This is a genomic window from Dyadobacter alkalitolerans DSM 23607, assembly GCF_000428845.1.
Taxonomy (GTDB): domain Bacteria; phylum Bacteroidota; class Bacteroidia; order Cytophagales; family Spirosomataceae; genus Dyadobacter; species Dyadobacter alkalitolerans.
Genome location: NZ_AUAS01000020.1, coordinates 30,821 through 54,470 on the forward strand (window position 1 = coordinate 30,821; position 23,650 = coordinate 54,470).

A 23,650-nucleotide genomic window follows, 5' to 3' on the forward strand; every position below is an offset into this window, starting at 1 on the left:
TTTCCAGGCTATTCTGGTAAACGGTTATCCGTCCCGTAAAGCAGAACGAGGATCCAGCGGAAGTCTGGAAACAACTTACAGTTACAAGGGTTTATAATTTTAAGAACAATTCCAGGTATAACAAGGCCTTCGGTTAATTCAATCCGAAGGCTTTTTACATTTAGATGAAGTACCACCTATCTTTTATTGAGCTTGACTATAGTCTTGACCAACGAATTTTTGCTGTGATCGGGAAGAAGGTTAAACTTGATCCAGAGCCTGTTATCCGTCTGGAAAACAACTTCCCATTCATCGGTCTTCTTGTTTGTAAGGGGATCTCTGATGATAATAGCCTGATCTTTTTTATCAAAGTCCCAGTTGTAGGTGTGAATTTCACCGGGCTGATCATCCTCACAAAGATCCAGGCCAGCATCTTCCAGCACCTTGCCGTTTTTGGCAAATGTAATCAGGTTATCTTCGTCGCAAGTTTCCAAAAGATCCATCAGATCAGTTTCTGCTCGTCCGTCATCATCAATATCCAGGGGCGTTTCAAGGTCCCATGCGTCTATTTCCCACTGCTTGTCACTAAAATTCTCCTTGCGGGTTGGAAGGCTCAAATCTGCCTCCTCACAAGAAAACACTGCCGGAAATAGCATTGCAATGCACGCGACTTTAATAAAAGAATTGTTTTTCATGGCCAAAAAAGATGTTTAAGTAAAACGAAAAATTGATTGTTATCGAATGACAGGCCAGATCTTCGATAGTCTCGTTTGTTTCAATGGAGGCTGCATAACTAGCTGAATTTCTGGTTGTCAATCGTAATTATGCTGCAAAGTTGTGCCCTTGACAGTTGTTTGAAGAAACAGAATCGGACGAAGTGGGACAATCAACGAATTACCTGGCGGATGTGGCGACAGGAGTTATTGGTTGCTCTTTTTAAAATGATATGAAAAGACCAAGAGTAAAAATTTGTTGCATCAGCAGCGTTGAGCAATCAATAGAAATACCTCTATTTCTTGCGGGCGGAATAAATAAAGAGAACGTCAGACATGCCATTGAAGCAGTTCAACCTTTTGGACCAGACTTTTGCAGCAGCGTTCGTATAGACGGGAAACTGGACCCGGCAAAACTCAAAGATTTCTTTAAGGCGATCGACTTTTAAATGCGGTTAAGACTAGTAATGCAAGGTTCTTACTATTCCGGTTGGCTCTACAATTCGGTGTACAGTACTGACATTTCGTGGTCCGATATATGCATTTAAAGATTTTTGCATTTTTTCATGAATCCTCATTTCCCACCTTTGTGCCATTGGAAAATGTACTTCGCTGCATTTCCAATGTAGTCTTATCAGTAAACATATATTTAGCCATGAATTTAAAGGAAACCCTCACCTGCGCAAGCCTGCTGGTGGCCCTGCTTGCCTGTCAGAATACGTCAGAATCTACATCCGGGAAAAGTACGCTTAAATTAACCTTTAACGGAAAAACCAAAACCTACAATGACGCCAGCATTTCCGAAGGAAAACTTGGATCCATCGAAAGCATTGGGATCACCGCGGGCTCTGACGGGTCTGATTACCTTTCATTAACTGCTTACGGCTCACAGGCGGGGATTTATCCTTACAAACAGGACATTAACAACTACACGCAGGTGAGCCAGGTTGAGTACAAGACAGCCGGGACTGTCTTCAATAACTATTTTGCGCAGATTTGCCCAGACAAATCCGGCTACCGCTCTACGAAAGGAGAGATAAAAATCCTTAAATACGAGGCAGGTAAACATGCTATGGGCACGTTTTCAGGGGCATTAATTGATACCAATGGCCAGGAGCAATGCAATCCCGACAGCGCTTCGTTCAGCGGGGAATTTGACATTCTAATAGATTAGGCAAACACACTTAGTGAAGAATCAATGTTAACTGAAACCATTCAAAAATCGATAAATAAAAGCGTACTATGCTGGTGGAAAGCACTTTTTAAATTGACGCAAGGGCTTTTTCCATTTTCTACCATCATTAGAATCAAGGTTGAATCTGCAAACCAAATTCTTGCTCCCAGATATTTGCCGTGCCCCAAGACCACGGAAGAGACGCGATACAAAAGCGCTTTAAAAACGTATGGAATGAATCGTGAGCTCTAATCATTGTTGTAACGAATTAATATCATGAAATACAATATTATATGGCTCGTACTGCTTTGTACGTGCTCACAATTCCTCCATGCCCAATCCCTGCGATTGGCCTATTTTGGCGAGACGGTTTCACATTACGGTCTTCGAGCGGCTTATGAAAAGCCTATCGTAACGTCAATATCTGCCCGCAATGCAAAACGAATACTTTATGGTTCGCTGGGTGTTGCCGGATACAGACATCCTCAGAATCACATTGGTCTGACCGTATCGCCGGAGATAGGTTTTCGCCGGATCGGAAAGAAAGGTGCGCTCTATGAATTTTCACTTTCCCCGGCCTACTTTCGATATTTCCTGGAAGGAAGAACCTACGAAGCCACCACGGACGGTGATTTTGACCGGGTGCGTTTTGCAGGCGGAAATGCATTTATGCCCACTGTATCGCTTGGCCTCGGCCACGATTTATCAGTTCGTAAAAAAGTGTCGCTTGCATGGTATGTAAAGCTGAATCTGATGCAGCAGCGGCCTTATAACACTTCTAACCTGATGCGCTTCGCCCTTGAAGCCGGAACATTAATACCACTCAAAAAATAATGAGACTACTTATAAAACTATTCATGATCTGCTCGACTATCGGGCTGATCAGTTGCAAAGAAAAGGATGCGCAGCCACGCGAAGATGCCACGCTTTTCCTTCGCCATAAAGGTGCTAATATGCCCATCTGGGTCAAAGGAAACAAACAGCCCAATAAGATCGTGCTCTTCGTACATGGCGGCCCTGGTGACTGCGCGATGTGTTATCGATATTACCTGAAAGAATTGGAAGAAGATATAATGATGGCGTATTGGGACCAGCGTGTGGCCGGTGCATCTTCGGGCAAAGTTGATCCTGCGACATTGCGTTACGCACAATTTGGGGAGGATATGGAGCTGATTGTAAAATTATTAAAAAAGCAATATCCCAACGCGCAGGTATATCTGCTTGCACACAGCTTTGGTGTTGAACTTGCCTGGCAATATCTGACCACAGGCGATAATCAACAGCAGGTTGCCGGCGCGATGATGGTCAATGGAATGTTTTCCTACTATCGCTGGCTTTTTCAGGTGCGGGAGTGGGCATTGAAACGGGCCAAAGAAAAAGGCAACAAAGAGGCCGAAGATTTTCTGACGGCTAATCCGGTCACCCTGCAAAATACCGGAACTGTGGATTGGGAAGGCATTTACCGCTGGATGCACAAGCTGGACGGCAACCCGGTTTCGCTGTATTCGGACATGAAATATGTAATCAATTACGCATTTGGTTCGCCTAATACGGCACTCGCGCAGTTCACCCACAGCAAAGCCTATGGTTATTACGGCGACATCGAAAGCCGGACATTTGAAAAGGGGACTCTGCTGCAAAACGTCCGAATTCCAGTCGGCCTTTTCTGGGGTGTCAAAGACGGGATTGTGCCCCTTGAGATTGGGTTGGAAAGCAAGGAACTCTTGAAAAACACACAGGTAACCAAGGTGACATTTGAGCAATCCTGGCATGAACCGTTTATTACTGAAACCAAGGAATTTACCAATGCTGTACGGACATTTGTTGGAAAATAGCGGCTTATTATGAATGCGGTAAGTCCATACTAAGCACCTATACAGATAAATCATTCAGGTAAATAACATGCAATCCCAGATTATATCACTGTCCGAAAAAGACTTTACCGAAATAACCTCCTTATGGGAGGCGTCGGTGCGCGCGAGCCATCACTTTCTTTCAGAGGCGGATATCCAATTTTACAAACCATTGGTTCTTAGTGAATACTTACCCATTCTTAGTCTTTTTGGCATTCGCCATGCATCCGGCGAGATTACAGGCTTTGTTGGAGTTGCAGAAGGTAGGATTGAAATGCTTTTCGTGCAACCGGAGGAGTTTGGAAAAGGCATCGGCCAGGCACTATGCCGATTTGCTGTTCAGCAGCTCCTGGCCTGCCAGGTTGATGTCAATGAGGACAATCTGGAAGCCCTAAAATTTTACATCAAAATGGGCTTCAAAGTTGTCGGCCGTTCTCCGCTCGACGCCAGCGGAAAGCCTTTCCCGTTATTACATTTGAAAGCAAATGATTGGCTGAGTTTTTAGTTTTAAAGTGAATCAACAATGTTACGATCACAATGCTATCATTTACCATTTTACCAGATTCCGGGCTCGAAGATCAAATTGATTGCCTGTTCTCAAATTACGCGGAGCAATATTCACTCATTGAAATCGCAGCTCCGATGCTTAATGCCGAACTGTTGTTTTCACTGGGAGATGAATTTAAGATTGGAGACAAAGTCTTCAGTAAAGTAAAACAAGGACCTGTCGAGTTTTACCGGAACCACCCCACCGCCCAAGCTATCGAATCAAATGGAGAGCACTGGACATATGGTGTAATATTTAAACCTTGGGCATTGACATTAATGGAGTGTTGCGGCAATCAAGAAAACCTATGCGTAAGCTAATACTTTATATCTCATGCTCCCTGGACGGATACATTGCAAAACCCGGGGATGACCTGAACTTTTTAAGCATTGTCCACAAAGAAGGTGAAGACTATGGTTACAAAGAATTTGTAACGAGTGTTGACACAGTGATCCTTGGTCGGAAAACGTATGATTGGGTTAAAAACTCGGGTTTCGACTTTCCGCATCGTGACAAAGACTGCTATGTGATCACAAGCCAGAACATGCCCAAAGACGGAAACATCACCTTTTACAACGGTGACTTGCCCTCTCTAATACGAGATTTGAAGGCAGGGCAAGGGAAGAATATCTTTTGCGATGGCGGCTCCGAGATCGTCAATCGGCTGCTGAAAGATCAGCTGTTTGATGAAATGATATTATCAGTCATCCCTATCCTTGTTGGCGATGGTATAAGGCTATTCAAAGACTTCCGTCCAGAGCAAATTGTTAAGCTCCAATCAGCCAAGCATTTTGATACCGGACTTGTCCAACTTCACTATCTGATGAAATGAGTTGTTGTGGGCTAAATTCATTAGCCGATCAAGGGCTTTCTTTATTCGTATTAACCAGATCCACAAGTTGATGAAGGGGAAACATTGTTGTGTATTGGATACAAGGGTGGCTCCACCTAGTAGCTGACAATAGTACGATTAACGTTGTCAAGCACATAAACATACTAAAATAAGCTCTCAGATTGCTGAAACTGCTAAAAGTAGCTAAGAGCTGCCTTACTGCACCGACCTTACATGTATCACCCCGACAACCTAAACTGATCATACTTATGTTCGACCACTGCCATACTCATTCAGAAATCTTGAGGGATCACATTAGATTAAGATGTTGCTCATCATCGTCATCCGGATATGCAAGGGCTTTTCAAAAACCCGACGTTATTTGTGATTGGCTTTTCTACCCATAGAAGTATCGTTTCTGCTTAGGCTTTAACCGAATATTATCAGAATATCTGTCAGCAAATTTATGATATATAATTTTACTTTATATATTAGCAATTATACTCATTTGGTAGTCTTACATTTATGAAAAGGATCATCACTATATTTTTTCTAACCCTCAATACTATTGTCAATGCGCAGCCTGCCAGCAAGAGAGAGCATCCGGGCAATGGCACAAATGCGGAGATTTTGTGGGATAATGATGGTGTGCCGCATATTTATGGACAAAGCCTGGAAGCCATGTATTATGGGTTTGGTTATGCGCAGATGGCGAACCATGCAGATTTGCTGTTGCGGCTTTACGGCCAGGCGCGCGGCCGCGCTGCTGAGTACTGGGGGCCGGCATTCCTCGACTCGGATAAGATTGTGACACTTTTTGGCGTACCCGAGCGTGCGAAGACGCATTACGCTCAGCAGGATGTCACCTACCGCCGGTATTTAGAAGCGTTTGTTAACGGTTTGAATGCCTATGCGAAGGCAAACCCCCAATCCATCGGCAACGAATTCGCCCAGGTCTTGCCCGTCACAGGCACCGATGTCCTTGCGCATATTAGCCGGGTCATTTGCCTTGAATTTCTAGGGGCAGGTGAGGCGGGAAGGGCGCAGGTAAGCCCTCCCGGTTCAAATGCCTATGCCATTGCACCATCAAAGTCTGCATCCAAAAAGGCAATGCTGGTTGCCAATCCTCATTTACCCTGGGACGGGTTGTTCCTGTTTTTCGAAGCACATCTTAATGGGCCTGATTTCATGGCATACGGTGCATCGCTGGTTGGTCAGCCGGTGCTGAACATTGCTTTCAACAACAATCTGGGCTGGACTCATACAGTCAACACCATCGATGCAGCCGACCGTTATGCGCTCACCCTGAAAGACGATGGATATATGCTGGATGGCATCAAACAAGCATTTGAAACCAAGCACATACTACTGAAAGTAAGGCAGCCGGATGGAAGCCTGAAAGAACAAGCCATCACCTGTCGTTACAGCAAACATGGCCCGGTGATGAACAGCAAGGATGGCAAGACCTACGCCATGCGGTTTGCCGGACTGGACAATGCTGGGTTGGCCGCCCAGCATCATGCCATGGCTGCCGCCAGAGATTGGAAGGAGTTTGAAACTGCGCTCAAACAGATGCAGTTGCCCATGTTCAATGTCATTTATGCGGATAAGGCGGGCAATATTTTTTATTTATTTGCGGGAAGTATTCCAAAGCGCAGTGAGGGCGACTGGCTATTTTGGCAAGGCGCCATTGACGGCTCTTCTTCCAAATTGATCTGGACGCAAACCCACGGCTACGATGATCTGCCCAAGCTATTCAACCCGCCAACCGGTTTTGTCCAGAATGCAAATGATGTGCCTTGGAGCTGTACCTATCCTGCCCTTATCGATCCGGCAAGATATGCAAGTTACATGTCGCCCATTGGCCTTCCGCTGCGACTGCGTCCCCAACGCTCGATCAATCTGATTAAGGATGATGCCGCTATTACTTTTGACGAATTGATTAACTATAAGATGAATACGGGCCTGGAAGCAGCGGACCGGTTCCTGGATGATTTACTGAAAGCCGTAGACCAGCACCCGGATTCGTTGACTGCGGCCGCCGGCAGGGTACTCAGCTCGTGGGATCGGACAACGAATGCAGATAGCAAGGGTGCCGTTCTTTTTACGGCTTGGTTTGATCAATTCAATCCTGGAATGGCGGCAACCGGCTGGGACCCGAAGCAACCTGTCAGCACGCCGCGGGGACTAAAAAATCCAAAGCAGGCGGTTGAGCTGCTTGGTAAGGCAGCTAAAAAGGTCCAGGAAAAATACAGAAGGCTGGACGTTGCCTGGGGCGAAGTAAACCGCTTTGGGCCGGATGACAAGAATTACCCGGCCAACGGCGGCTCAGAGCAATATGGCATCTACCGCACGATTTACTTTACGCCGGACCGTCAGCAACCGGCCAGAAACCGCGCCACTTCCGGTGATACTTATGTGGCCGTCACAGAGTTTGGGGCGAAGGTCCGCGCGCAAGTTTCGCTAAGCTATGGAAATGCTACGCAGCCAGGTCACAAGCATAACGGCGACCAGTGGGAAGATATGTCTGCTAAACGACTGCGCCCAGCTTTGCTGGAACGGAAAGACATTTTAAAAAACCTGGAACATCGGCAACAAGTCAATATGAACCGTCCGGAGTCACAAAAATAGTCAGCAAGCGAAAATTTCGCGCCCAAATAGTCAAATTTTCTAGTGCAGTTTCTAAGCTCGTGAAGGAATTTGCTGTGTAGTATAGTGAGTATTGATAGGCTTAATATGATAGGCCAGTGAGTAAAAAAAACTGCACCTCAGTTTTGAGGTTTTAACCGTTAACCCGTTTGAAGCAGTTTCAAAAAAATGGATTGGTCAAGCGTTTGTCAATAACAGTATAGCGTATGCTACTGGAATAGGTTGTCGGAAGTACTACATCAAAGATGCTCCCATCTATTTTAAGGGTTATCGCCAAGCCGAATGTATTTCACTTTATATCATTATATAATGGCAATATGCTGACCTACTCATAGAATTTGTTAATCTTTTCAGTATATTTTTTCATATTCGAGGTCAAAATTTCTTTATTGTCTGAAAATCCCTGAATTTCCACAAACGGGCTCTTTTTGCTTTTTCTCCAAGTCCCAACAATTTCATTCCCTGATAAGATTATAGGTTTAAAAATACCATTCGCAATTTTTGAATTATCCAAACCAATCGGTAAAGCGATATCCCTTCCTTCTGAATATCCAACTGTGTACTCATCATAACACGGTAATAAAGCGAAAGTATTTTTTGGGGGAATCTTAGCTTCAATCTCGAAATGATAATATTTTAAATCATTCAATTCAAAATATACTAGCTGCTCACCCAGTTCAGCAACCCCTATTTTCGAATCACTCATACTCAAACCACTCCACCAAGCAAAATCTTTTAGAGTCGCAGGGCCTCGTGATCCAAAGTATAACTGAGCAAGTTTGGTTATGGCTTCGGGTTTTGAAATTTGGCCGGCCCTGGGTACTCGTTGTTCAAACAGAGCATACGTTCCGGTTCTTGCTCCGTTACATAAAAGCATTTCCAACTCTGCTCTGATAATGATCTGCGTTGCCAGCAAGTTACCGACCGTCATACCTTCCATCGATAGGCAAGTCATTATATCGTCTTTGGTAAGATGAGCAACCTCTCTGAATTTTTGCTCAATTATTTTCCATGTTTTTAAGAATAGTTCATCTGTCAGCCCTTCTTTCTTATCAACATATTGCGTTGCTTTTTTCACATGAGGTGCTGAAAGTTCCAGCATCCAACGGATATTTGTTTGATGCACCAAATGCCATGTCGGTCGCAAAACATGGGTCCGAATAATTTCGCCTGAGTTAATGAGCTTTTCAATCACACTTCGCTTAGAAGATTCCGTACGCAAACCCAGCGCCCAGAGTGCCATTGAATAATCTTGGGCCTGCACTGCTCCAAAATGAGCTACAACTTCACCAGGACTTTCAAAACGATTCGTTAATAAACCGTGATTAAATAAGCGCAGCTGTATGATTTCTTCTCTATTCATCTATTTTGAAAAAAATCTCTAATATCACTTACCAGCAAGGCAGGTACTTCCATGGCCGGAAAATGGCACCCTTCATCATAAAAAGTCCATCTATCCGGTTCGCCCATAAATGAAGTTAATTTTTTCAATAAAGATTCATCTTCTTTCTTCCCAAAACACGCTATCGCCGATTGAACTTTGGGAGCGGTCCATTGATTTGAGTCTTGCGAATTATCACCGCCCCAATCGAAAGCCATAGTCATATTTTCTGCGAGAATCGCTGCGCTTGATGCTCCTATATGGTTGAACCAGTATAGGGAGACATTCGTTAAAATTTGATCGATATCGATAGCGTCTTCCGGCAAAGTTTTGTCCTGATCAGACCATTCTTTATATTTTTCAATTATCCACGCCAATTGCCCGACTGGGCTATCTGATAACGCAAGGCCGATAGTGTGCGGTCTTGTGGACTGAATTTCCAAATATGCCGTTCCATCTTTTTTGTATTGTTTCATTCGTTCTAAACTCAGGGTTTCCTCATTTGTAAAAAATGAATTATCAGAAGGGAACATTCCAAGCCCTGCAACTGCAAAAAAATCTGAATTGATATGGGTACCAATCAAGTTGTAGGCCGCCACGCCCGACATGATACCAACAATGCCAGCGCCCATATCGCCACCATGAACAGCAAATTTCTCATAACCAAGCTCCTTCATCAATGTTGTGAATGCACTTGCAATCCTAACCATGTTCCAACCTTTATCTTTTACCGGTGTTGAAAAACCAAAGCCAGGAATGGAAGGTATAATCAAATCAAATGCGATTTGGTCATCACTTTCCGGATTGGTAAGCGGCTCAATAACCTTGATAAAATCCGCAAATGAACCCGGCCAACCATGAACCAGCATTAGTGGTGTAGCATTTGCCCTTGGGGATTTGATATGCAGATAATGAATATTTTGTCCATCAATTTCCGAGATAAATTGAGGAAATTGATTTAGGATTGCCTCTTGTTTCTTCCAATCAAACTTATTGAGCCAATAATCTACTAGTGTTATTAAATAGTCTAATGGCACACCATTCTCCCAGCTATTGTCAATCGCTGAATTAGGCCAGCGGGTGTTTGCAAGCCTATGATAAAGATAAGCAATATCGCTATCCGGAATTTGAATTGTGAACTTTTGCATGGTCTGAGAATTTTATTGTTAATGGATGTTAAACAAAATTCGCCATCACGCATTTGTCCCACGATAACAATTGTTAATAATCGCTATCGCCTGTTCCTTATTCGGCTTAAAGAAACGGATGTTATACCCAAAAAAGACGCTATATAGTGCTGGGGCACTCTTTGAAGGATTTTTGGGTATTGCGCTAATAATTCCATATATCGTTGTTGTGGGCTGTTTTTTATTCTTGACAGAAAGAGTCTTTCGATGTATAGAAGCCGTTGAATGGTCTGTTCTTCTAGGTTCAGCTTAATCAGTGGCGAATTTTCAATAATTGTGAAATAGTTTGTTTTGGTAAGGGTATGTACCACAGATGGTTCTAGGCTCTCAATGGAATATAGGCTGGGTTGATCGTATCTAAAACTCTCAGCCGATGAAATGCCCTCACCCTCAAAGAAAAATTGAAAAGTAATATCTTTCCCGTCATTATTGAAAGAAAGTCTAAGGCAACCTTTCTCTATGAAATAGATGTTTTTAGCAATTTCTCCCTCGTCTAGCAAAATACTTTTTGCCGAAATCTCTTCTCGCTTAAATAAGTGGCTGAATTTTTGCCATTCCAACTGTATACTCATCTTCTGCGTACTCATTAATTTAAAGATTGCTTAATTAAAAAAGTCAATTTGTCACAACATTGCAGGCAACCCGCCTGCTGAGGCCCTTTCAATATAAAATGCGTCTTTTGTCGTAAAAGGAATTTGACCTAACATCCTTTATGAGTAAGTACAAAATATTTTCACTGCTATCGCAACTTCGACGTGAAAACTCCGATAATCAGTCACTTTGCTGCTGGTATGGGTTGATTGTTCAAGTTGCCCTATCCCCTGGCGCCGCTAAACCTCTAGCCATCGCAACGCCTGTAGGGATGACATGGATGTGGTTCCAATCAATTCAGTAATATCTGACCTATAATATAATTTACTACCCAGGGTCTTTTGAAAAATATATTATTATTGTCGTCAGTTGCCATCTACATTATATGCAAGTTGAAAGATCTGTTAATTTATGGATATTCCTCTCCAAAGCACTCCACGATTCCTCTGAAATGACGCCAATTATTCCTGCGCAAAGTACGCCACCGATCTGATGAAAGTTGCCGGATTTTGATAGGTTTTTTGTGTTGGGTTCCATGTTAGAGATCCCGTAAAAGCATGGATTCCTCTTGAAAGTACGCCACTTATTCCTTGGCAAAGTACGCCACTGAGCAGAGAGTTTAACCGCCCATTCTCATAAGTTTAGGTACGTGTTACCTAACCGCTTATGGAATGGCCAATAGACCTCTGAGCATGCATAAATTACGGCAGATACTCATTTTTCTGAAACGAGGGGTATCAATTCGCAACATCGAAAAAGAAGTAAAAATATCAAGGAAGACCATTGGGCTTTACCAGCAGAAATTCCTGCAAACAGGTTTAGGGTTCCGAGAGCTTCTGTTAGTCAAGGACCAGCAGCTGGAATACTTGATCAATCAGGAAAAGACAGATGTACCGGAAGATACTGACCCCAGGAAAGTCCATTTCTACGGTCAGGTCGACTATTTTGCCCATGAATTAAAACATACCGGCGTTACCCGATTACTCCTTTGGAAGGAATATATCAGGGAAAATCCGGGTGGCCTTCAGTATTCCAGGTTTTGTAAACTTTTGCAGGATCACCTCAAAATCGCCCAGGCCTCCATGCATTTTGAGCACCATCCAGGAAAGGTGATGCAGGTGGATTTTGCTGGTGACCAGCTATACTATGTGGATACTGCAAGCGGTGAGCTCATCGCATGCCCTGTCTTCGTGGCGGTGCTGCCTTTTAGCGGATACGGATATGTGGAAGCATTGCCGAACATGAAACTGGCCCAGGTCGTAAAGGCCTTAAACAACGCGCTGGCCTATTTTGGAGGTGTACCACTGGGAGCAAAGTCTGATAACATGAAGCAGTGGGTATCGCGTAGCTCTCGTTACGAACCTGCATTTACCGACATGCTTGAACAATGGGCCAACCACAATCATATTGCCCTGTATGCAGCCAGGCCACATAAACCCAAAGATAAGGCCGCGGTAGAGAACTTTATTAAAATCACCTACCGCCGCATTTACGCCCACTTACGCAATGACACCTTCCATAATCTGGCCAGCCTGAATGCAGCCATTAAAGAGAAGTTGGCACTACACCATCAGATGAACTTCCAGAAAAAGACATTCAGCCGTCTGGAATTATTTACTAGCCAGGAAGCCCCGCATCTTCAACCTTTACCGGAATCGCCCTATCAAGTCCGGCACTACACCAAAGCCAAAGTCCAGAAGAACTACCATGTGGTCATCGGAGAAGACTGGCACTTTACAGCGTCCCCTTCCGCTACATCGGCAAAGAAGTGCGGATCGCTTACTGCGAAGATACGGTTGAGATTTACCGCGCGGCGGCCGCCATGATAATCAGCGGATTGCCCTGCACAGCAGGAATTACCGGAGCCACGGATATACTACCCTGAAAGAGCATATGCCACAGGCCCACCAGGTTGTGTCCAGACAACAGGGCTGGGACCCGGAATATTACCTGAGAAAAGCCAGCGAGAACGGCCCCAGCACCTACGAGTTCTTCAAAAAAGTCATGGATAGCAAACGAATTATCGATCAATCGTACTCCTCTTGCCTGGGCCTGCTAAGACTGATTAAGTCCTATGGGGCCGTCCGGATGGAGAATGCCTGCAAGCGGGCTTTAACAGGTTATAAGTTCAGTTACATCGCTGTAAAAAACATCCTGGACCATAACATGGACCTGATCCAGGATCTGGACAGCAAAGAATACCGTATCCTGAACACTCTAACCTGAGAGGACCAGCTACCTACAAAGAATAATCACTATAACCTGTTCAAAATGAATACACAAAACACCTTAGATCTGTTAAGGTCGCTCAAACTGGCCGGTATGGCAAAACGCTATGAGGCCGTTCTTTCATTGCCCGTCCACGAGCTGGTCGATGTCCATTCCCTGGTCGCCATTATCACGCAGGCTGAAATAGAATATCGGCAGCACGTCAGGACGTCAAAGTATCTGAAAGCTAGCAAACTTCGTTATCACGCCCTTCCGGAAGATATCCTGTGTACACCTGAAAGGGGAATTACAAGGGAACAGGTCCTGAGATTGTCAGACGGAATGTTCATCGAAAAGGGGGAGAATATCTTGATAACAGGTGCTGGATGACTTTGGGTTAAAACAGCTAAGCAACGATGCCAGGATCGCACTGCTGGACATATTGGAAGACCGTTACGGAAATGGCTCTACGATTATCACTTCGCAACTGCCTGTGGACAATTGGCATAACTTTATAGACGAGCCAACGCTTGCAGATGCCACCATGGACCGACTCTCAGCATCCGCTCACAGAATTGCTTTAACAGGAAAATCATTGAGAAAAAGAAAAAATCATTAAGTTTAAATTATCACTCTCGCTCAGTGCCGTTAGCCACTTTTAGGTGGCGTAGTTTGCGCAGGAATTAACGGCGTCTTTTGCCCAGGAACACTGGAGTACTTTCACAGGAATATCTAGCGTTGTCTGATTCTTCGCGATTATCATTTATGGCACATGAATTAGGTCATTATTACTTTGGTTCTGTAATCTCGCCAAACTCAACTTTGCAATGGGCATTCCTTGAAGGGATTACAGAGTATCTTTCCCTGCAAGCCATAAGGGACCTTGTAGGTAAAGACTACTATGACAGACAGATTAAGCGTTATGCTGGGGCCAGTAAAAAGATGCAAGATTTTGTGCCACTTAAGAACATAACGATTGGAAGTCAAATTAATCAGGATTATCGCTATAACTATGTTCCATTACTATTAACGGCTCTGGAGCAGCAGATAGGAAAACAACAAATATGGAATTGGCTCAGTACGGTGCTGCGTTCACAACACCCAGTTACTAACTATCAGTTTTTCAAAAAGAGCATACTTGACAGCGGTGTTGACGAACAAGTTTTTACATCTTTTGAAGAGAAATACCTTGCACCCCTTTCCAGCTTACAAGATCTTTTATACCTTTTCAGATCAACAAGTACACATTATTACTATTGGGGACTATCGAAAGAATCAGTTAAAAAGGGGGCTCCAAATAAACCGCATGCTTTTTACACTTCAATCAAAAGTATTCCACTTGATGACAGTAATCTTAAAAAAATCGCACAGCAGTATAAGTATTTTTCAATCCGGCAATGTAGACCCACTAACGAAACTTGTAGCAGTGATTTCAATACATATGACAATTTGGAAGATGCCAGAAATGCCCAGGCTAAATGGTTAAAAAATTTATCCGGAGAATATATTCTCAAGCAGGTTGATTTTCAAAGTATTCATTGGAATCATAATGCCAACTCTATTATGTGGACACGTACCTGAAAACAACCCGGGTGCATCTGAAGAACTCTTAGCGCTATTCTTTGTCCAGTTACCAAAAGAACCCCTATATGGCTAAGATTAAAAAATATATCTTGCTGATGATGATGCAGAAGATCGGTTATTACTGATTGACGCGATCACTTATACTTCCCCTATTTGCCGATCCGTAATGACTGCCAGTTAAAGTAATTAATTGCTACTTTGTCGGGCGAAGTGACTTAGTAAAATAATTGGCTATGCTAGTTAATGGAGCGATAAAGAAATACCCTATGTTATCGCTTGGATGGAGCTAGCAGGTTTAGAAGGTGTCGGATGAAGCCCAGCATTACGGCGCACCATGCAAACAGTGCGATGAAAATGAAAACTGATATGATGATTTCCAAAAACGGTAAATGCAAAGCCTCGTTTAATCTGATCGTGGATACGGTATACATGCCTAGTGGGAAAACGAGTGACCAATAGCTGGGATCGTAGCCTTCGGCTGTGACCGGCGTTTTAATTGCTTTGACAGCATGTTTCCAGATCCCCAGAATGATCAGCAACGGAATCCACCAGGTTCCCGCGGACCAGAACAGTAAAGTGAACCCTTTTAAAAAAGGACGAATTTCAATTAGAAGATTAAATTGATCAGAAAGCGTGATGAGTATCGAACCAGCCAAGGTCGTAATAGCTGTGGCTCCCATATTGATCCAGTAAGGCGCGCCCAGTTCGTCTGCATGAAGGATAAAAAAGGAAATTCGGTAAATAATCAGGGACATAATGTATAAGTAAAACACACATCCCACTAGAAAAAGGCACAAAGAGACGAAAAGAAATGTATTGCTGCCCGCAGCTACCAGCGCGGTGAGTACGGAAATCGCCTGGATTGCAACAACGAGCAGCAGCCAGCCTCCGTTGATGCCATCTTTCAGGCTCAGTTTTTCTTCCTTTATAGTTATGGAGAAGAGAAATCCGTAAGCGAGAAACAGCCATAAACCAGCAGCAATAACGAGCAGGACTTTTGCGACCGACAATAGTTGAAACACCAGGATCAGTTGGTTGGCAATAATGCAGCAGGCTGCTACAAGCGTCAGAAAACCGGGCCCACGCTGATAACTTTGGAAATCCGCAATGACATCTTTTTCATAAGCTGCAATGCGATATACCAAGGCAAAAACCAGAGACGTGAAGATCGTCAGATTAAGAAAGAGCATAGCCTTAGCGAGGAGGTCCCAACCCTTCAATGAAAACGCAACACCTAAAATGCCCGTAGCCATCGCCATCGCGAAATAGGAAGGCAGCATAGTCTTGGTACTGTGCCGTAAATTCATTGAAGAATATTAAGTGCTGGCTAAAAGATCAAAATATTCGTCATCCTCATTTTTTCCGCCATAGCCCTTACCAACAGTGGTATGTGACGTTACAAAGTCAATGCGTTCGATCCATTTGACCATTTTGTAGCCCAGCTGGTTCTCAATGCGGAGACGGATCGGCGCTCCATATAATTCAGGCAATGGCTTGTAATTCATCTCCCAGGCAAGCAATGCACCCTGCTTCATACAATTATCCAGCGTGTGCGTGTCATAATAAACTCCTCCGTACAATCCTTCTCCGAAAGAATAAAAAACCACGGTTTTCACGGAAGGGTCAGGCTTCACAACCTCAATTAATTTACTAATTGGCAAGCCGCCCCATTCTGCAATCCCCGACCAGCCTTGTATACAATGGTGCATGGTGATATTTTCCTCTTTACCCAATGCTTTAAGTTCAGCCAATGAAAATTCACCAGGATTTTCCACCAGTCCCCCGACTTTCAGCTTAAAATTCTCAAATTTGTCTGCCGCCAATGCCCGCCATTCCTCAGATTCCGGCAGTTTACCATTAGGCCAGAAATATGGCGATATGTCTTCTTTTTTATGAAAAAGTTTTGGTTCTAATCGGTTGATGGTCAGCGCCCACAATGTACCATTCAATAGCTGCTCTGCCCGTTGTAAAAGCCGTGGGCGTTTCCACGAAAGCCAATGTGCAGAAACAGCAAACAAGATCATAAAAGTGAGGATTCCTATGCCGGTATATAGTCCGGAGAGGTCATTTTCATTGTCAGTCCCGTGCACAATGTGGTTCATGTTTCTTACCAACCCGGTTGCAGCCACCATCACTACATGCACGATAGTGAATGCGACATAAGCAACCATCACAAGAAAGTGGACAGAACGCGCTCCTTGCCTGTTGCCGAACATTTTGGGAAACCAATGAAACCGGTTTGCAATGGCAGGCGACATCGCCATGCCACTGAGCATAGAGATGGGCGCCAGCACAAATACAACGGTAAAATAAGAGAGTTGTTGAAGGGCATTGTATTGGTAAAACCCATTTGGCTCAATCGGCATATTCAATGTTACATAATGAACAAAAATGCTCCATGCGTCCGGCAGAACCTGAAAGGAATCCGGCACAAGCCTGACCCAATGATCCGTAGCGAAAACAAGTATAACAAAAATAATTCCATTGAGCAGGAAAAATGGAACATTGATGAAATGCCAGCACCGCGCCAATCCAACTGTGTGCCGATACCCAGGGAGTCCCCAGATCGGGCTGATGTATCTGGCGTCTTCTTTGGCAGTAAATATCTTATTGGCCGGAATATCGACGGGTGTAAATTTAGCCCACTCGGTCCCCGGGGTGCTGCCGTTATTCCAGTACAACCTGGGGTGATCCGCTAGGATTGAAAGTCCGCTGCGTATGATGGTAACGAGGAAAAAAAAATTGACCCAGTGGCTCAGCCGCAACCACCAGGGAAAGCCGGAAACGGGGTTTGGATGCGGCAAATTGGTCACCGCCGGATCGGCCGGTAACCCCCAGATAGCATATTGAAGCCATGCAACTCCTATTGATCCCAATAGGGCCAAACCTATTATGCACCACACTTCTTTTTTTAAGCCTAGATAAGATCTGCGGTCGGAAGGATAGCGAACGGCTTTTTCTACGGAGGTAAAATTCGGGATCATAAATGATTCATTTTTCGGAACTTATAATAATGATAATTAAGTCTATTGATATTCAAAAATAATCTCTCTTACTGGATCCAATGTTATGAAGATGTACATCACATAAAACCTTATTGTTATTATCGGTTCAGGTATGGGTTTGCGGTAGCAGCTTTTCTCATTGTGTTTTCTATAAAACCTTTTAGGAGTGTATTTCTCAGGGCGAATTTCTCTAATATCACAATGTTGAAACTGCGCAGCACCGACAAAGACGCGGCCTTTAAACAGGAGTGCATGGGTGGCGCTTCTACCTTGGAAAAGTTGGGACGACTGCGTATGACGGTTGAAATTATGATCAAGCTTCTTAGTATGGACACGAAAATCAGTTCGGTGAATCGGCAGCATAAATACATTCATCAAAAATTAGGTATAGTACTTAATATTTGGTCTTAAAGCGTATAATTGTATGTACGCGGATAAGCTACCACATAGCAATTCTTCTACCCGGTCGTTTGGAGTAACGGATAATTTGAGTATGCCTCGTATCATTACGATTCGTTAGCACGAGTCCTTAAAAGTCTTGAGATGAAAACACCTGCAGCCATTTGGGTTGGGCTACTCGTATGGATAGTAGCTTGTTCAAAAACAGACAGCGACAATCCGGCTCCTACCAAGAACAGGGGGAGCATACTTCAAGTTAGCCCGGGACAAGTACTACCAAAAATGCAGGTCATTGCTAATGTTCCGGAGTTTTCCATTCAGACTGTCGCCCGTTATGACCTGACGTGTTACGTGCTGACCTACCAAACCGAATACAAGGGCGAGCCCATCGCCACCAGAGGTCTGCTTATACTGCCTAACGGTGTGGCCTCTCCACGTATGCTGGCTTATTTCCACGGTACTCAGCCCCCAATTTCCTTGGTCGACAAATCAACCATACCTTCTCACTATAAAGGGGAAGCAAAGGATTTTTATGAAGTGAGAGCAATGGGACTGACTTGGGCATCGGCAGGATACGCCGTGTTTCTACCCGACTATATCGGGTACGGATCGACGACAGATCAGGAACATCCTTACATGTGCTTTGAAGAAATGTTCAAATCCAATGTGGATGGCCTTTTGGCCTCCAAGGCCTTCCTAACCAGCAAAGGCTACCCGGCAGATAACCGCCTGCTGTTGGCGGGATGGTCTCAGGGGGGTGGGGCAGCATTGTCTGCCCATCGGTTTTTGCAGGAACAATACGCCGGGGAGTTTACAGTACTAGCTAGTTCTAGCCTGGCTGGCCCGTATAATTTTACCGATTACATACGTTCCGTTCTTGGTCAGCGCAGCCGTGCCCAGACCGTCGTGCTGATTACGTCCTGGTCGCTCTACGCCTTGAATCGGTTTACAGGCCTGAAACGATCGACCGATCAAATTTGGTCATATCCGGTTTACGATCAGATTTCAGCGGCACTACCACCTTCGACCGTTCCCGAAAAAATCTTTAATCATCAGTTTTTAGCGGGCCTCACCGACGGGTCTGACCAGGCCTTTGGTCAGGTACTTCAAAAGAATTCATTTCATCAAAACTGGCAGCCAAAGGGGAAAGTCTTTTTACATCATGGCGACGCAGACAACGTCGTGCCGTATTTCAATTCGCTCAAAGCATACCAGGGGCTAAGGAACGAGGGCGCCGATATCAAATTGTACACATATAAGGGTGGAAAGCACGACACAGAAATTAGCAAATTTGTACTGACAACGCTGACTGACTTCAACGAGCTCTGATATGAATCGATGGCTACTTATGCTCCTTGGGTGTTCCCAAACCATGCTCGTTCAAGGTCAAAATACGCTCCGCCCGAACTTGTATGGCCCCAACCAGGCCCTCAATTATTATAACGTGGCGGCCGGCTTGCCGGACTCTACGGCCAACCAATCGCTACTACTCTACGGGAAATACAAGTCTGTAGATAACGATGTTTGGGACAAACCGGTTACCGTATTTGCAAATTATCTGGGCCATCTTAAAAAGTTGAAAGGAATATACAACGTCGGTTATCTGAACGACACGTACTCCTTTTTCAATCGCCAGGCCATCTATGCGGGGTACAGCCAACAAATTACCTTATTCGGTACGAGGACGCTATCACTAGGGGTACGAGCCGTTTTGAATCTGGACTGCATTCGCTGGAACAACTGGCAGCCTGCTTTTCGCTCGCGAAACAGTACCCGGCTGACACCAGATATAGATTTGGGCTTGGCCTATCAGGGAAGAAGCCTGGCGGTAGGACTGTCCGCTAAAAATCTATTGGGTTACTCGGTTCGCTATAATGGGGAGAATTTGCTGACAAATCAGCGGGAGTTCTATCTCTCGCTGGCCTATGCCTTTCATCTGAGCAAACGGGTAACCATAGCACCTTTTACGCTGATCCGTTTGGAACGGGGTCTTGACGCCGATATAGGGACTTATGTTGGTTTGTTCCGCCGGGCATGGCTGAGCTATCAGTTTCGGGTATGGGAACTTCGAAGCATTTACTCCTTAACTGTCAATCCGTATAAAGGCCTTCGCTTAGGCATTTCTTACGATCAATCGCTGGTTCACCGTGATAATAATATCGACGTATTAGTGGGATACTGCTTTTAGATGTCTATGATATTGACGCCACTCTAACGAGCAAGGAGCTGTTACTTATTCTACATGAAAATATTGGCGAATTAAAAACGCATAGGGATCCATACCATGATGGTAGTACGGTCCGTCTTTGATCGGTTCGAAATAGGCATAATATGCTTTATTCGGTAATAGAGCAATGGGGTTGCCAGGCCGCACAAAATAGGTAGAGTTAACCGGGTCGGGAAGTTGCAGGTCGGGGGCGGCCTGTCTTAGAAACCGCTGAGCATATCCACCCAGATACCGCTGATAGGCTTCCGATGATTTGATAGCCCCTTTACGCATCTTGTTGAAAGCACGAGTGAGTACCAAGCGCTGAATAAAGGGCAGCTTCTTGAAGAGCTTGCCCAGATCGAGCAAGGGATTGGGTTGGTTCATGTCGGATTCCATTTGCTGAATAGTCGGTGGCATCTCGGGCACCGCATCATCAGCATTAATTATACTGAATGTCCAATTGCCTCTGGTGAGGTTGTCATAGTCGTAAGCAAAGTACATATTGCCCATCTTTGGAGGTGCAGTAGCGTACGTTTTGATCTGCAAATCGCTATAACGGGCCTGTTTTCGAAGTTGCCAAAGCCAGGCACTGACGTAATAACAGAGTGCACCTCCCTGGCTGTGTCCTGCCACCATATACCGATGATACCCGCGGTTATATAAAGAGTCCAGTCTGGGAGCAATGTCCTTTGCCAGGAAAGCAAATCCTAATAACCAGCCTGCGTGAACGGCGGCACGAGGTTCAGTCGCTAGCTGATAGTGTAGAGTATCGGATTTATGAAGCACAACGCTTCCCTGAGCCGGAATCATAGCACAATAAAAATTGGCAAACAGTGACTTACCATTGCCGGTGGTCCCCCGCAGCATAAGAACGACGGTCGAGTCTTTACGGAGCCACAAATCCCAAACGTTATCCAAGCCAAAGGCCTGGGAACGATGCAAGAACTGATACCCTGGTCGATAATCAGAGAATCTGTTAGCTCCGACCGAGTCTCCAAAAGCTTGGTTTAAACGGAGCATATCGAGACATTCGCGGGGATCGAAACCCGGTCCAAAGTGATAGTCAGGAACTTGTCCACGTCCATACACACTCAACAACAGCGCCCATAACCCTACCCCCAGTGTTAATATTGGTCTCATTGTAATAATAGCCTATGAAAAACTCAGTGGTTACTAGCCAAGATAGTAAGATTATTGACATTTACATTCCGGGTATGTTGTTGCACAGAACAGGCGCGCTTTCTAGCGCAGTGATGATGTCATCCACCGCATCATCTTGGCACCTACAGAAGCGGCAGAAGGGCAGACTTCGTGCAGTTAAGCAAAAACTCCGTTCCTGACGTTGCAGGAGTTAGGAATTTCGTTTGAACCACAATCAAATCTTAATTTTATAGCTGTGAAGACCAGTTAAAGGTAGTATTTGCTGAGCTACATACGACCGTTTGGATGCAGACGCTTCGCGCATGAGATAAATTACAGCTTAAGGTATGCTATCTAATTTGAAATGAACTATAAACATGCCTTTAAGCGGCAGACGGCAAGATTTAGGTGAGATTTCCAAATTTCACTTAAACCACCGTGGCCGTTGCAGAACTCGAACAAAAACAACTTCATTTTCTTCCAAAACAGGTTGCTTTTTTGTAACTTCAGGAATGCAAGGAAGAAAAAACTACACGGAAAAACTGTTCACCAGCTTTCAATTATCTGACCGGGTTCCGAAGGATAATTTCTATCGAAAGTTGAAAGAGTCGCTGGATTTGAATTCCATTTACAAAGAAACCAGAGATCTTTATGGAAGCACCGGAAACCCGTCCATTGACCCAGTGGTCTTTTTTAAGCTTATGCTTACAGGTTACCTGGAAAACATAACCTCTGACCGTAAACTGGTAGATCACTGCTCAATGCGCATGGACATTCTTTACTTTTTAGGCTATGATATTGATGAGCAGCTACCTTGGCATTCGACAATCAGTCGCACGCGCCAGTTGTACCCCACAGCTGTTTTCGAAAGCTTATTTAACAAGGTCTTTACCTTGTGCGTTGATAAGGGCATGGTCAGTGGACATACGCAGGCCATGGACTCGGCACCCATTAAAGCGAATGCTTCAATGGAAAGTCTTGAAGTAAAGAGGCCTTTTCAATCGATCGAAAGGCACTTTGAAGCCGTAGACACCGAAAACGAAAATCAAGCAAGCACTGCTGTAACTTCCACGGCAGGGTTGATCACTGCTCCGCAGCATCATTTGAAGCGTGTTAAACATATTCATGATAAGCTACGTAAAAATCCGGTTGGTGCCAGTGGCGCTTCTCATGAAAAAGCTCAGTTATTCAGTAACAAAACGCATTATAATCCGCATGATCCGGATGCTCGTATTTCGGTAAAGCCTGGCAAGGCAAGAAAACTTAACTATCACTGCAGTATGGCAGTAGATACAGGGCAAGGCATAATCAGCCATATACAGGCCGACTTTGCAGATGGAAGAGACAGTCAGTATCTGCCAGCAATGACTGTGCAAGTTCAAAAACGACTAAAGGCTAATGACCTTCGCATGACTGAGCTCCTAGCAGATGCAGGATACTCAAATGGTTTTAATTACGAGTTCCTGGAACTGAGAAATGTCACACCATGGATCCCTGTTTTTGGCAAGTATAAACCAGAAAGGGAATGGGTTACCTATGACAGGAAAGAAGATGCCTTTACCTGTACCATGGGCAAGACGATTCCTTTCAAGGGCTTCGATCGAACCTCTGACGGAAAGCCTATAAAAAACTACCGAGCTTCAAAGAAGGATTGCATTCCCTGTGTTCTAAAAGAATCCTGCACGCCTAAGTCCCTGTTTAAAAGAATTTTTACGACAGCTTATGAAGATTATTATCACCGAGCCTATGAGAGACAACTAAGCAGGGGCGGGAAACGGATGAAACAAGTCCGGCAAAGTACGGTAGAACCGGTCTTTGGAAGCCTGGTCCATTATTACGGATTAAGTAAAATCAATGTTTTAGGGAAAGCCGCAGCACATAAGGTGATGCTAATGGCAGCGACCTGCTTCAACCTTAAAAAGTATCTCAAAACATTTAAAGGAAAACTGGTAAAAAGTGAAGCAATTGAGACTGTGGTTCACTTATCGAGTGCACTTTCGAAGTCTCTGAATGCTTTTACACTGAATTTTTGAAGTTCTCCGAAGCCAGATCTTATAATTACCAAAACCTAAAATATCAGGGTAGTTCCGCAACAGCCACCACCGTGGCCGTTGCACAACTGATCATGAACTTGCCATAATCTCTGATTGTCTGATCTTTCTTAGAATGCGTGGGAAAAGACAGGAAAAATAGGAGAAG

24 protein-coding genes are annotated in these 23,650 nt (G+C 44.5%); 16 read left to right on the forward strand and 8 right to left on the reverse strand.

Translation table 11 applies throughout. The features are described 5' to 3' along the window. Positions 1-176 precede the first annotated feature (176 nt). A complete protein-coding gene (locus tag G395_RS0124750; RefSeq protein WP_026632510.1) occupies positions 177-674 on the reverse strand; it encodes a hypothetical protein in 498 nt (165 codons plus the stop codon). A 251-nt stretch (positions 675-925) separates the two neighbouring features. Between G395_RS0124750 and trpF the strand changes: the two genes are divergently transcribed. From trpF to G395_RS30320, 8 genes are all read left to right on the forward strand, one after another. After that, a complete protein-coding gene (trpF, locus tag G395_RS30315; protein ID WP_051350379.1) occupies positions 926-1,141 on the forward strand; it encodes a phosphoribosylanthranilate isomerase in 216 nt (71 codons plus the stop codon). A 206-nt stretch (positions 1,142-1,347) separates the two neighbouring features. Then, on the forward strand, positions 1,348-1,866 hold the full coding sequence (locus tag G395_RS0124765) for a hypothetical protein (RefSeq protein WP_157486808.1): 519 nt from the start codon (positions 1,348-1,350) through the stop codon (positions 1,864-1,866). 276 nt (positions 1,867-2,142) lie between these two features. Further along, positions 2,143-2,700: a hypothetical protein gene (locus G395_RS0124775; RefSeq protein WP_026632513.1), complete on the forward strand. Its 558-nt coding sequence runs from the start codon at positions 2,143-2,145 to the stop codon at positions 2,698-2,700. Further along, positions 2,700-3,701: an alpha/beta fold hydrolase gene (locus G395_RS0124780; RefSeq protein ID WP_026632514.1), complete on the forward strand. Its 1,002-nt coding sequence runs from the start codon at positions 2,700-2,702 to the stop codon at positions 3,699-3,701. Before G395_RS0124775 ends, G395_RS0124780 begins: the two co-directional genes overlap by 1 nt. 67 nt (positions 3,702-3,768) lie before the next feature. Next, positions 3,769-4,224, forward strand: a complete 456-nt coding sequence (locus G395_RS0124785; protein ID WP_026632515.1) for a GNAT family N-acetyltransferase — start codon at positions 3,769-3,771, stop codon at positions 4,222-4,224. A gap of 32 nt (positions 4,225-4,256) precedes the next feature. Next, positions 4,257-4,586: a hypothetical protein gene (locus G395_RS0124790; protein ID WP_026632516.1), complete on the forward strand. Its 330-nt coding sequence runs from the start codon at positions 4,257-4,259 to the stop codon at positions 4,584-4,586. Further along, entirely contained in the window at positions 4,574-5,098 is a 525-nt protein-coding gene (locus tag G395_RS0124795; RefSeq protein ID WP_026632517.1) for a dihydrofolate reductase family protein, read from the forward strand. The genes G395_RS0124790 and G395_RS0124795 overlap by 13 nt, the downstream gene beginning before the upstream one ends. Before the next feature lie 525 nt (positions 5,099-5,623). After that, positions 5,624-7,729 (forward strand): penicillin acylase family protein, encoded by a 2,106-nt coding sequence (locus tag G395_RS30320; protein ID WP_035361982.1) that lies wholly within the window; start codon positions 5,624-5,626, stop codon positions 7,727-7,729. A gap of 343 nt (positions 7,730-8,072) precedes the next feature. Here the strand turns inward: G395_RS30320 and G395_RS30325 are convergent, their stop codons facing one another. The 3 genes from G395_RS30325 to G395_RS0124815 all read right to left on the reverse strand — a co-directional run bounded on the left by G395_RS30325 (position 8,073) and on the right by G395_RS0124815 (position 10,902). Next, entirely contained in the window at positions 8,073-9,110 is a 1,038-nt protein-coding gene (locus G395_RS30325) for a winged helix DNA-binding domain-containing protein (protein ID WP_051350380.1), read from the reverse strand. Further along, positions 9,107-10,276, reverse strand: a complete 1,170-nt coding sequence (locus G395_RS0124810; RefSeq protein WP_026632518.1) for an epoxide hydrolase family protein — start codon at positions 10,274-10,276, stop codon at positions 9,107-9,109. Before G395_RS0124810 ends, G395_RS30325 begins: the two co-directional genes overlap by 4 nt. Positions 10,277-10,359: 83 nt before the next feature. After that, positions 10,360-10,902 (reverse strand): Crp/Fnr family transcriptional regulator, encoded by a 543-nt coding sequence (locus G395_RS0124815; RefSeq protein ID WP_084439843.1) that lies wholly within the window; start codon positions 10,900-10,902, stop codon positions 10,360-10,362. A 675-nt stretch (positions 10,903-11,577) separates the two neighbouring features. On the opposite strand from G395_RS0124815, the gene istA reads away from it, so the two are divergent. The 5 genes from istA (at position 11,578) to G395_RS30340 (ending at position 14,695) form a co-directional block, all read left to right on the forward strand. After that, on the forward strand, positions 11,578-12,732 hold the full coding sequence (istA, locus tag G395_RS30330; protein ID WP_051350381.1) for an IS21 family transposase: 1,155 nt from the start codon (positions 11,578-11,580) through the stop codon (positions 12,730-12,732). Positions 12,733-12,799: 67 nt separating this feature from the next. Beyond that, positions 12,800-13,132 carry a hypothetical protein gene (locus G395_RS32600; protein WP_051350382.1) on the forward strand — a complete coding sequence of 111 codons (333 nt, stop codon included), beginning with the start codon at positions 12,800-12,802 and terminating at the stop codon, positions 13,130-13,132. Positions 13,133-13,177: 45 nt separating this feature from the next. Next, positions 13,178-13,504 carry an ATP-binding protein gene (locus tag G395_RS32835; protein WP_051350383.1) on the forward strand — a complete coding sequence of 109 codons (327 nt, stop codon included), beginning with the start codon at positions 13,178-13,180 and terminating at the stop codon, positions 13,502-13,504. Then, positions 13,494-13,733, forward strand: a complete 240-nt coding sequence (locus G395_RS32840; protein ID WP_051350384.1) for an ATP-binding protein — start codon at positions 13,494-13,496, stop codon at positions 13,731-13,733. Before G395_RS32835 ends, G395_RS32840 begins: the two co-directional genes overlap by 11 nt. 146 nt (positions 13,734-13,879) lie before the next feature. Next, positions 13,880-14,695, forward strand: coding sequence for a gluzincin family metallopeptidase (locus G395_RS30340; protein WP_051350385.1), 816 nt, complete (start codon positions 13,880-13,882; stop codon positions 14,693-14,695). 272 nt (positions 14,696-14,967) lie between these two features. Here the strand turns inward: G395_RS30340 and G395_RS0124835 are convergent, their stop codons facing one another. The 3 genes from G395_RS0124835 to G395_RS32455 all read right to left on the reverse strand — a co-directional run bounded on the left by G395_RS0124835 (position 14,968) and on the right by G395_RS32455 (position 18,558). Continuing rightward, positions 14,968-16,005, reverse strand: coding sequence for a tellurite resistance/C4-dicarboxylate transporter family protein (locus G395_RS0124835; protein ID WP_026632520.1), 1,038 nt, complete (start codon positions 16,003-16,005; stop codon positions 14,968-14,970). Between the two features lie 9 nt (positions 16,006-16,014). Further along, positions 16,015-17,682, reverse strand: a complete 1,668-nt coding sequence (locus G395_RS0124840) for a molybdopterin-dependent oxidoreductase (RefSeq protein ID WP_035361983.1) — start codon at positions 17,680-17,682, stop codon at positions 16,015-16,017. Positions 17,683-18,375: 693 nt separating this feature from the next. Then, the gene (locus tag G395_RS32455; protein WP_169720076.1) at positions 18,376-18,558 is read right to left on the reverse strand and encodes a hypothetical protein; all 183 of its coding nucleotides are present in this window, start codon (positions 18,556-18,558) and stop codon (positions 18,376-18,378) included. A gap of 90 nt (positions 18,559-18,648) precedes the next feature. Here G395_RS32455 and G395_RS0124850 point away from each other — a divergent pair, with 90 nt between their 5' ends. Both G395_RS0124850 and G395_RS0124855 read left to right on the forward strand, forming a co-directional pair. Further along, entirely contained in the window at positions 18,649-19,431 is a 783-nt protein-coding gene (locus tag G395_RS0124850; protein WP_169720077.1) for an alpha/beta hydrolase family protein, read from the forward strand. Positions 19,432-19,450: 19 nt separating this feature from the next. Further along, positions 19,451-20,290 carry a type IX secretion system membrane protein PorP/SprF gene (locus tag G395_RS0124855; protein ID WP_169720078.1) on the forward strand — a complete coding sequence of 280 codons (840 nt, stop codon included), beginning with the start codon at positions 19,451-19,453 and terminating at the stop codon, positions 20,288-20,290. 45 nt (positions 20,291-20,335) lie between these two features. Here the strand turns inward: G395_RS0124855 and G395_RS30350 are convergent, their stop codons facing one another. Beyond that, positions 20,336-21,451: a lipase family protein gene (locus G395_RS30350; protein WP_051350386.1), complete on the reverse strand. Its 1,116-nt coding sequence runs from the start codon at positions 21,449-21,451 to the stop codon at positions 20,336-20,338. A 377-nt stretch (positions 21,452-21,828) separates the two neighbouring features. Between G395_RS30350 and G395_RS0124865 the strand changes: the two genes are divergently transcribed. Then, the gene (locus tag G395_RS0124865) at positions 21,829-23,484 is read left to right on the forward strand and encodes an IS1182 family transposase (protein WP_157486809.1); all 1,656 of its coding nucleotides are present in this window, start codon (positions 21,829-21,831) and stop codon (positions 23,482-23,484) included. Positions 23,485-23,650: the final 166 nt, after the last annotated feature.

What these genes read in the sequence shown, in the direction of transcription:
- G395_RS0124750 (WP_026632510.1), bottom strand. Translation starts at nt 674, where the DNA reads ATGAAAAACAATTCTTTTATTAAAGTCGCGTGCATTGCAATGCTATTT.
- trpF (WP_051350379.1), top strand. Translation starts at nt 926, where the DNA reads ATGAAAAGACCAAGAGTAAAAATTTGTTGCATCAGCAGCGTTGAGCAA.
- G395_RS0124765 (WP_157486808.1), top strand. Translation starts at nt 1,348, where the DNA reads ATGAATTTAAAGGAAACCCTCACCTGCGCAAGCCTGCTGGTGGCCCTG.
- G395_RS0124775 (WP_026632513.1), top strand. Translation starts at nt 2,143, where the DNA reads ATGAAATACAATATTATATGGCTCGTACTGCTTTGTACGTGCTCACAA.
- G395_RS0124780 (WP_026632514.1), top strand. Translation starts at nt 2,700, where the DNA reads ATGAGACTACTTATAAAACTATTCATGATCTGCTCGACTATCGGGCTG.
- G395_RS0124785 (WP_026632515.1), top strand. Translation starts at nt 3,769, where the DNA reads ATGCAATCCCAGATTATATCACTGTCCGAAAAAGACTTTACCGAAATA.
- G395_RS0124790 (WP_026632516.1), top strand. Translation starts at nt 4,257, where the DNA reads ATGCTATCATTTACCATTTTACCAGATTCCGGGCTCGAAGATCAAATT.
- G395_RS0124795 (WP_026632517.1), top strand. Translation starts at nt 4,574, where the DNA reads ATGCGTAAGCTAATACTTTATATCTCATGCTCCCTGGACGGATACATT.
- G395_RS30320 (WP_035361982.1), top strand. Translation starts at nt 5,624, where the DNA reads ATGAAAAGGATCATCACTATATTTTTTCTAACCCTCAATACTATTGTC.
- G395_RS30325 (WP_051350380.1), bottom strand. Translation starts at nt 9,110, where the DNA reads ATGAATAGAGAAGAAATCATACAGCTGCGCTTATTTAATCACGGTTTA.
- G395_RS0124810 (WP_026632518.1), bottom strand. Translation starts at nt 10,276, where the DNA reads ATGCAAAAGTTCACAATTCAAATTCCGGATAGCGATATTGCTTATCTT.
- G395_RS0124815 (WP_084439843.1), bottom strand. Translation starts at nt 10,902, where the DNA reads ATGAGTACGCAGAAGATGAGTATACAGTTGGAATGGCAAAAATTCAGC.
- istA (WP_051350381.1), top strand. Translation starts at nt 11,578, where the DNA reads ATGGCCAATAGACCTCTGAGCATGCATAAATTACGGCAGATACTCATT.
- G395_RS32600 (WP_051350382.1), top strand. Translation starts at nt 12,800, where the DNA reads ATGCCACAGGCCCACCAGGTTGTGTCCAGACAACAGGGCTGGGACCCG.
- G395_RS32835 (WP_051350383.1), top strand. Translation starts at nt 13,178, where the DNA reads ATGAATACACAAAACACCTTAGATCTGTTAAGGTCGCTCAAACTGGCC.
- G395_RS30340 (WP_051350385.1), top strand. Translation starts at nt 13,880, where the DNA reads ATGGCACATGAATTAGGTCATTATTACTTTGGTTCTGTAATCTCGCCA.
- G395_RS0124835 (WP_026632520.1), bottom strand. Translation starts at nt 16,005, where the DNA reads ATGAATTTACGGCACAGTACCAAGACTATGCTGCCTTCCTATTTCGCG.
- G395_RS0124840 (WP_035361983.1), bottom strand. Translation starts at nt 17,682, where the DNA reads ATGATCCCGAATTTTACCTCCGTAGAAAAAGCCGTTCGCTATCCTTCC.
- G395_RS0124850 (WP_169720077.1), top strand. Translation starts at nt 18,649, where the DNA reads ATGGGACTGACTTGGGCATCGGCAGGATACGCCGTGTTTCTACCCGAC.
- G395_RS0124855 (WP_169720078.1), top strand. Translation starts at nt 19,451, where the DNA reads ATGCTCCTTGGGTGTTCCCAAACCATGCTCGTTCAAGGTCAAAATACG.
- G395_RS30350 (WP_051350386.1), bottom strand. Translation starts at nt 21,451, where the DNA reads ATGAGACCAATATTAACACTGGGGGTAGGGTTATGGGCGCTGTTGTTG.
- G395_RS0124865 (WP_157486809.1), top strand. Translation starts at nt 21,829, where the DNA reads ATGCCTTTAAGCGGCAGACGGCAAGATTTAGGTGAGATTTCCAAATTT.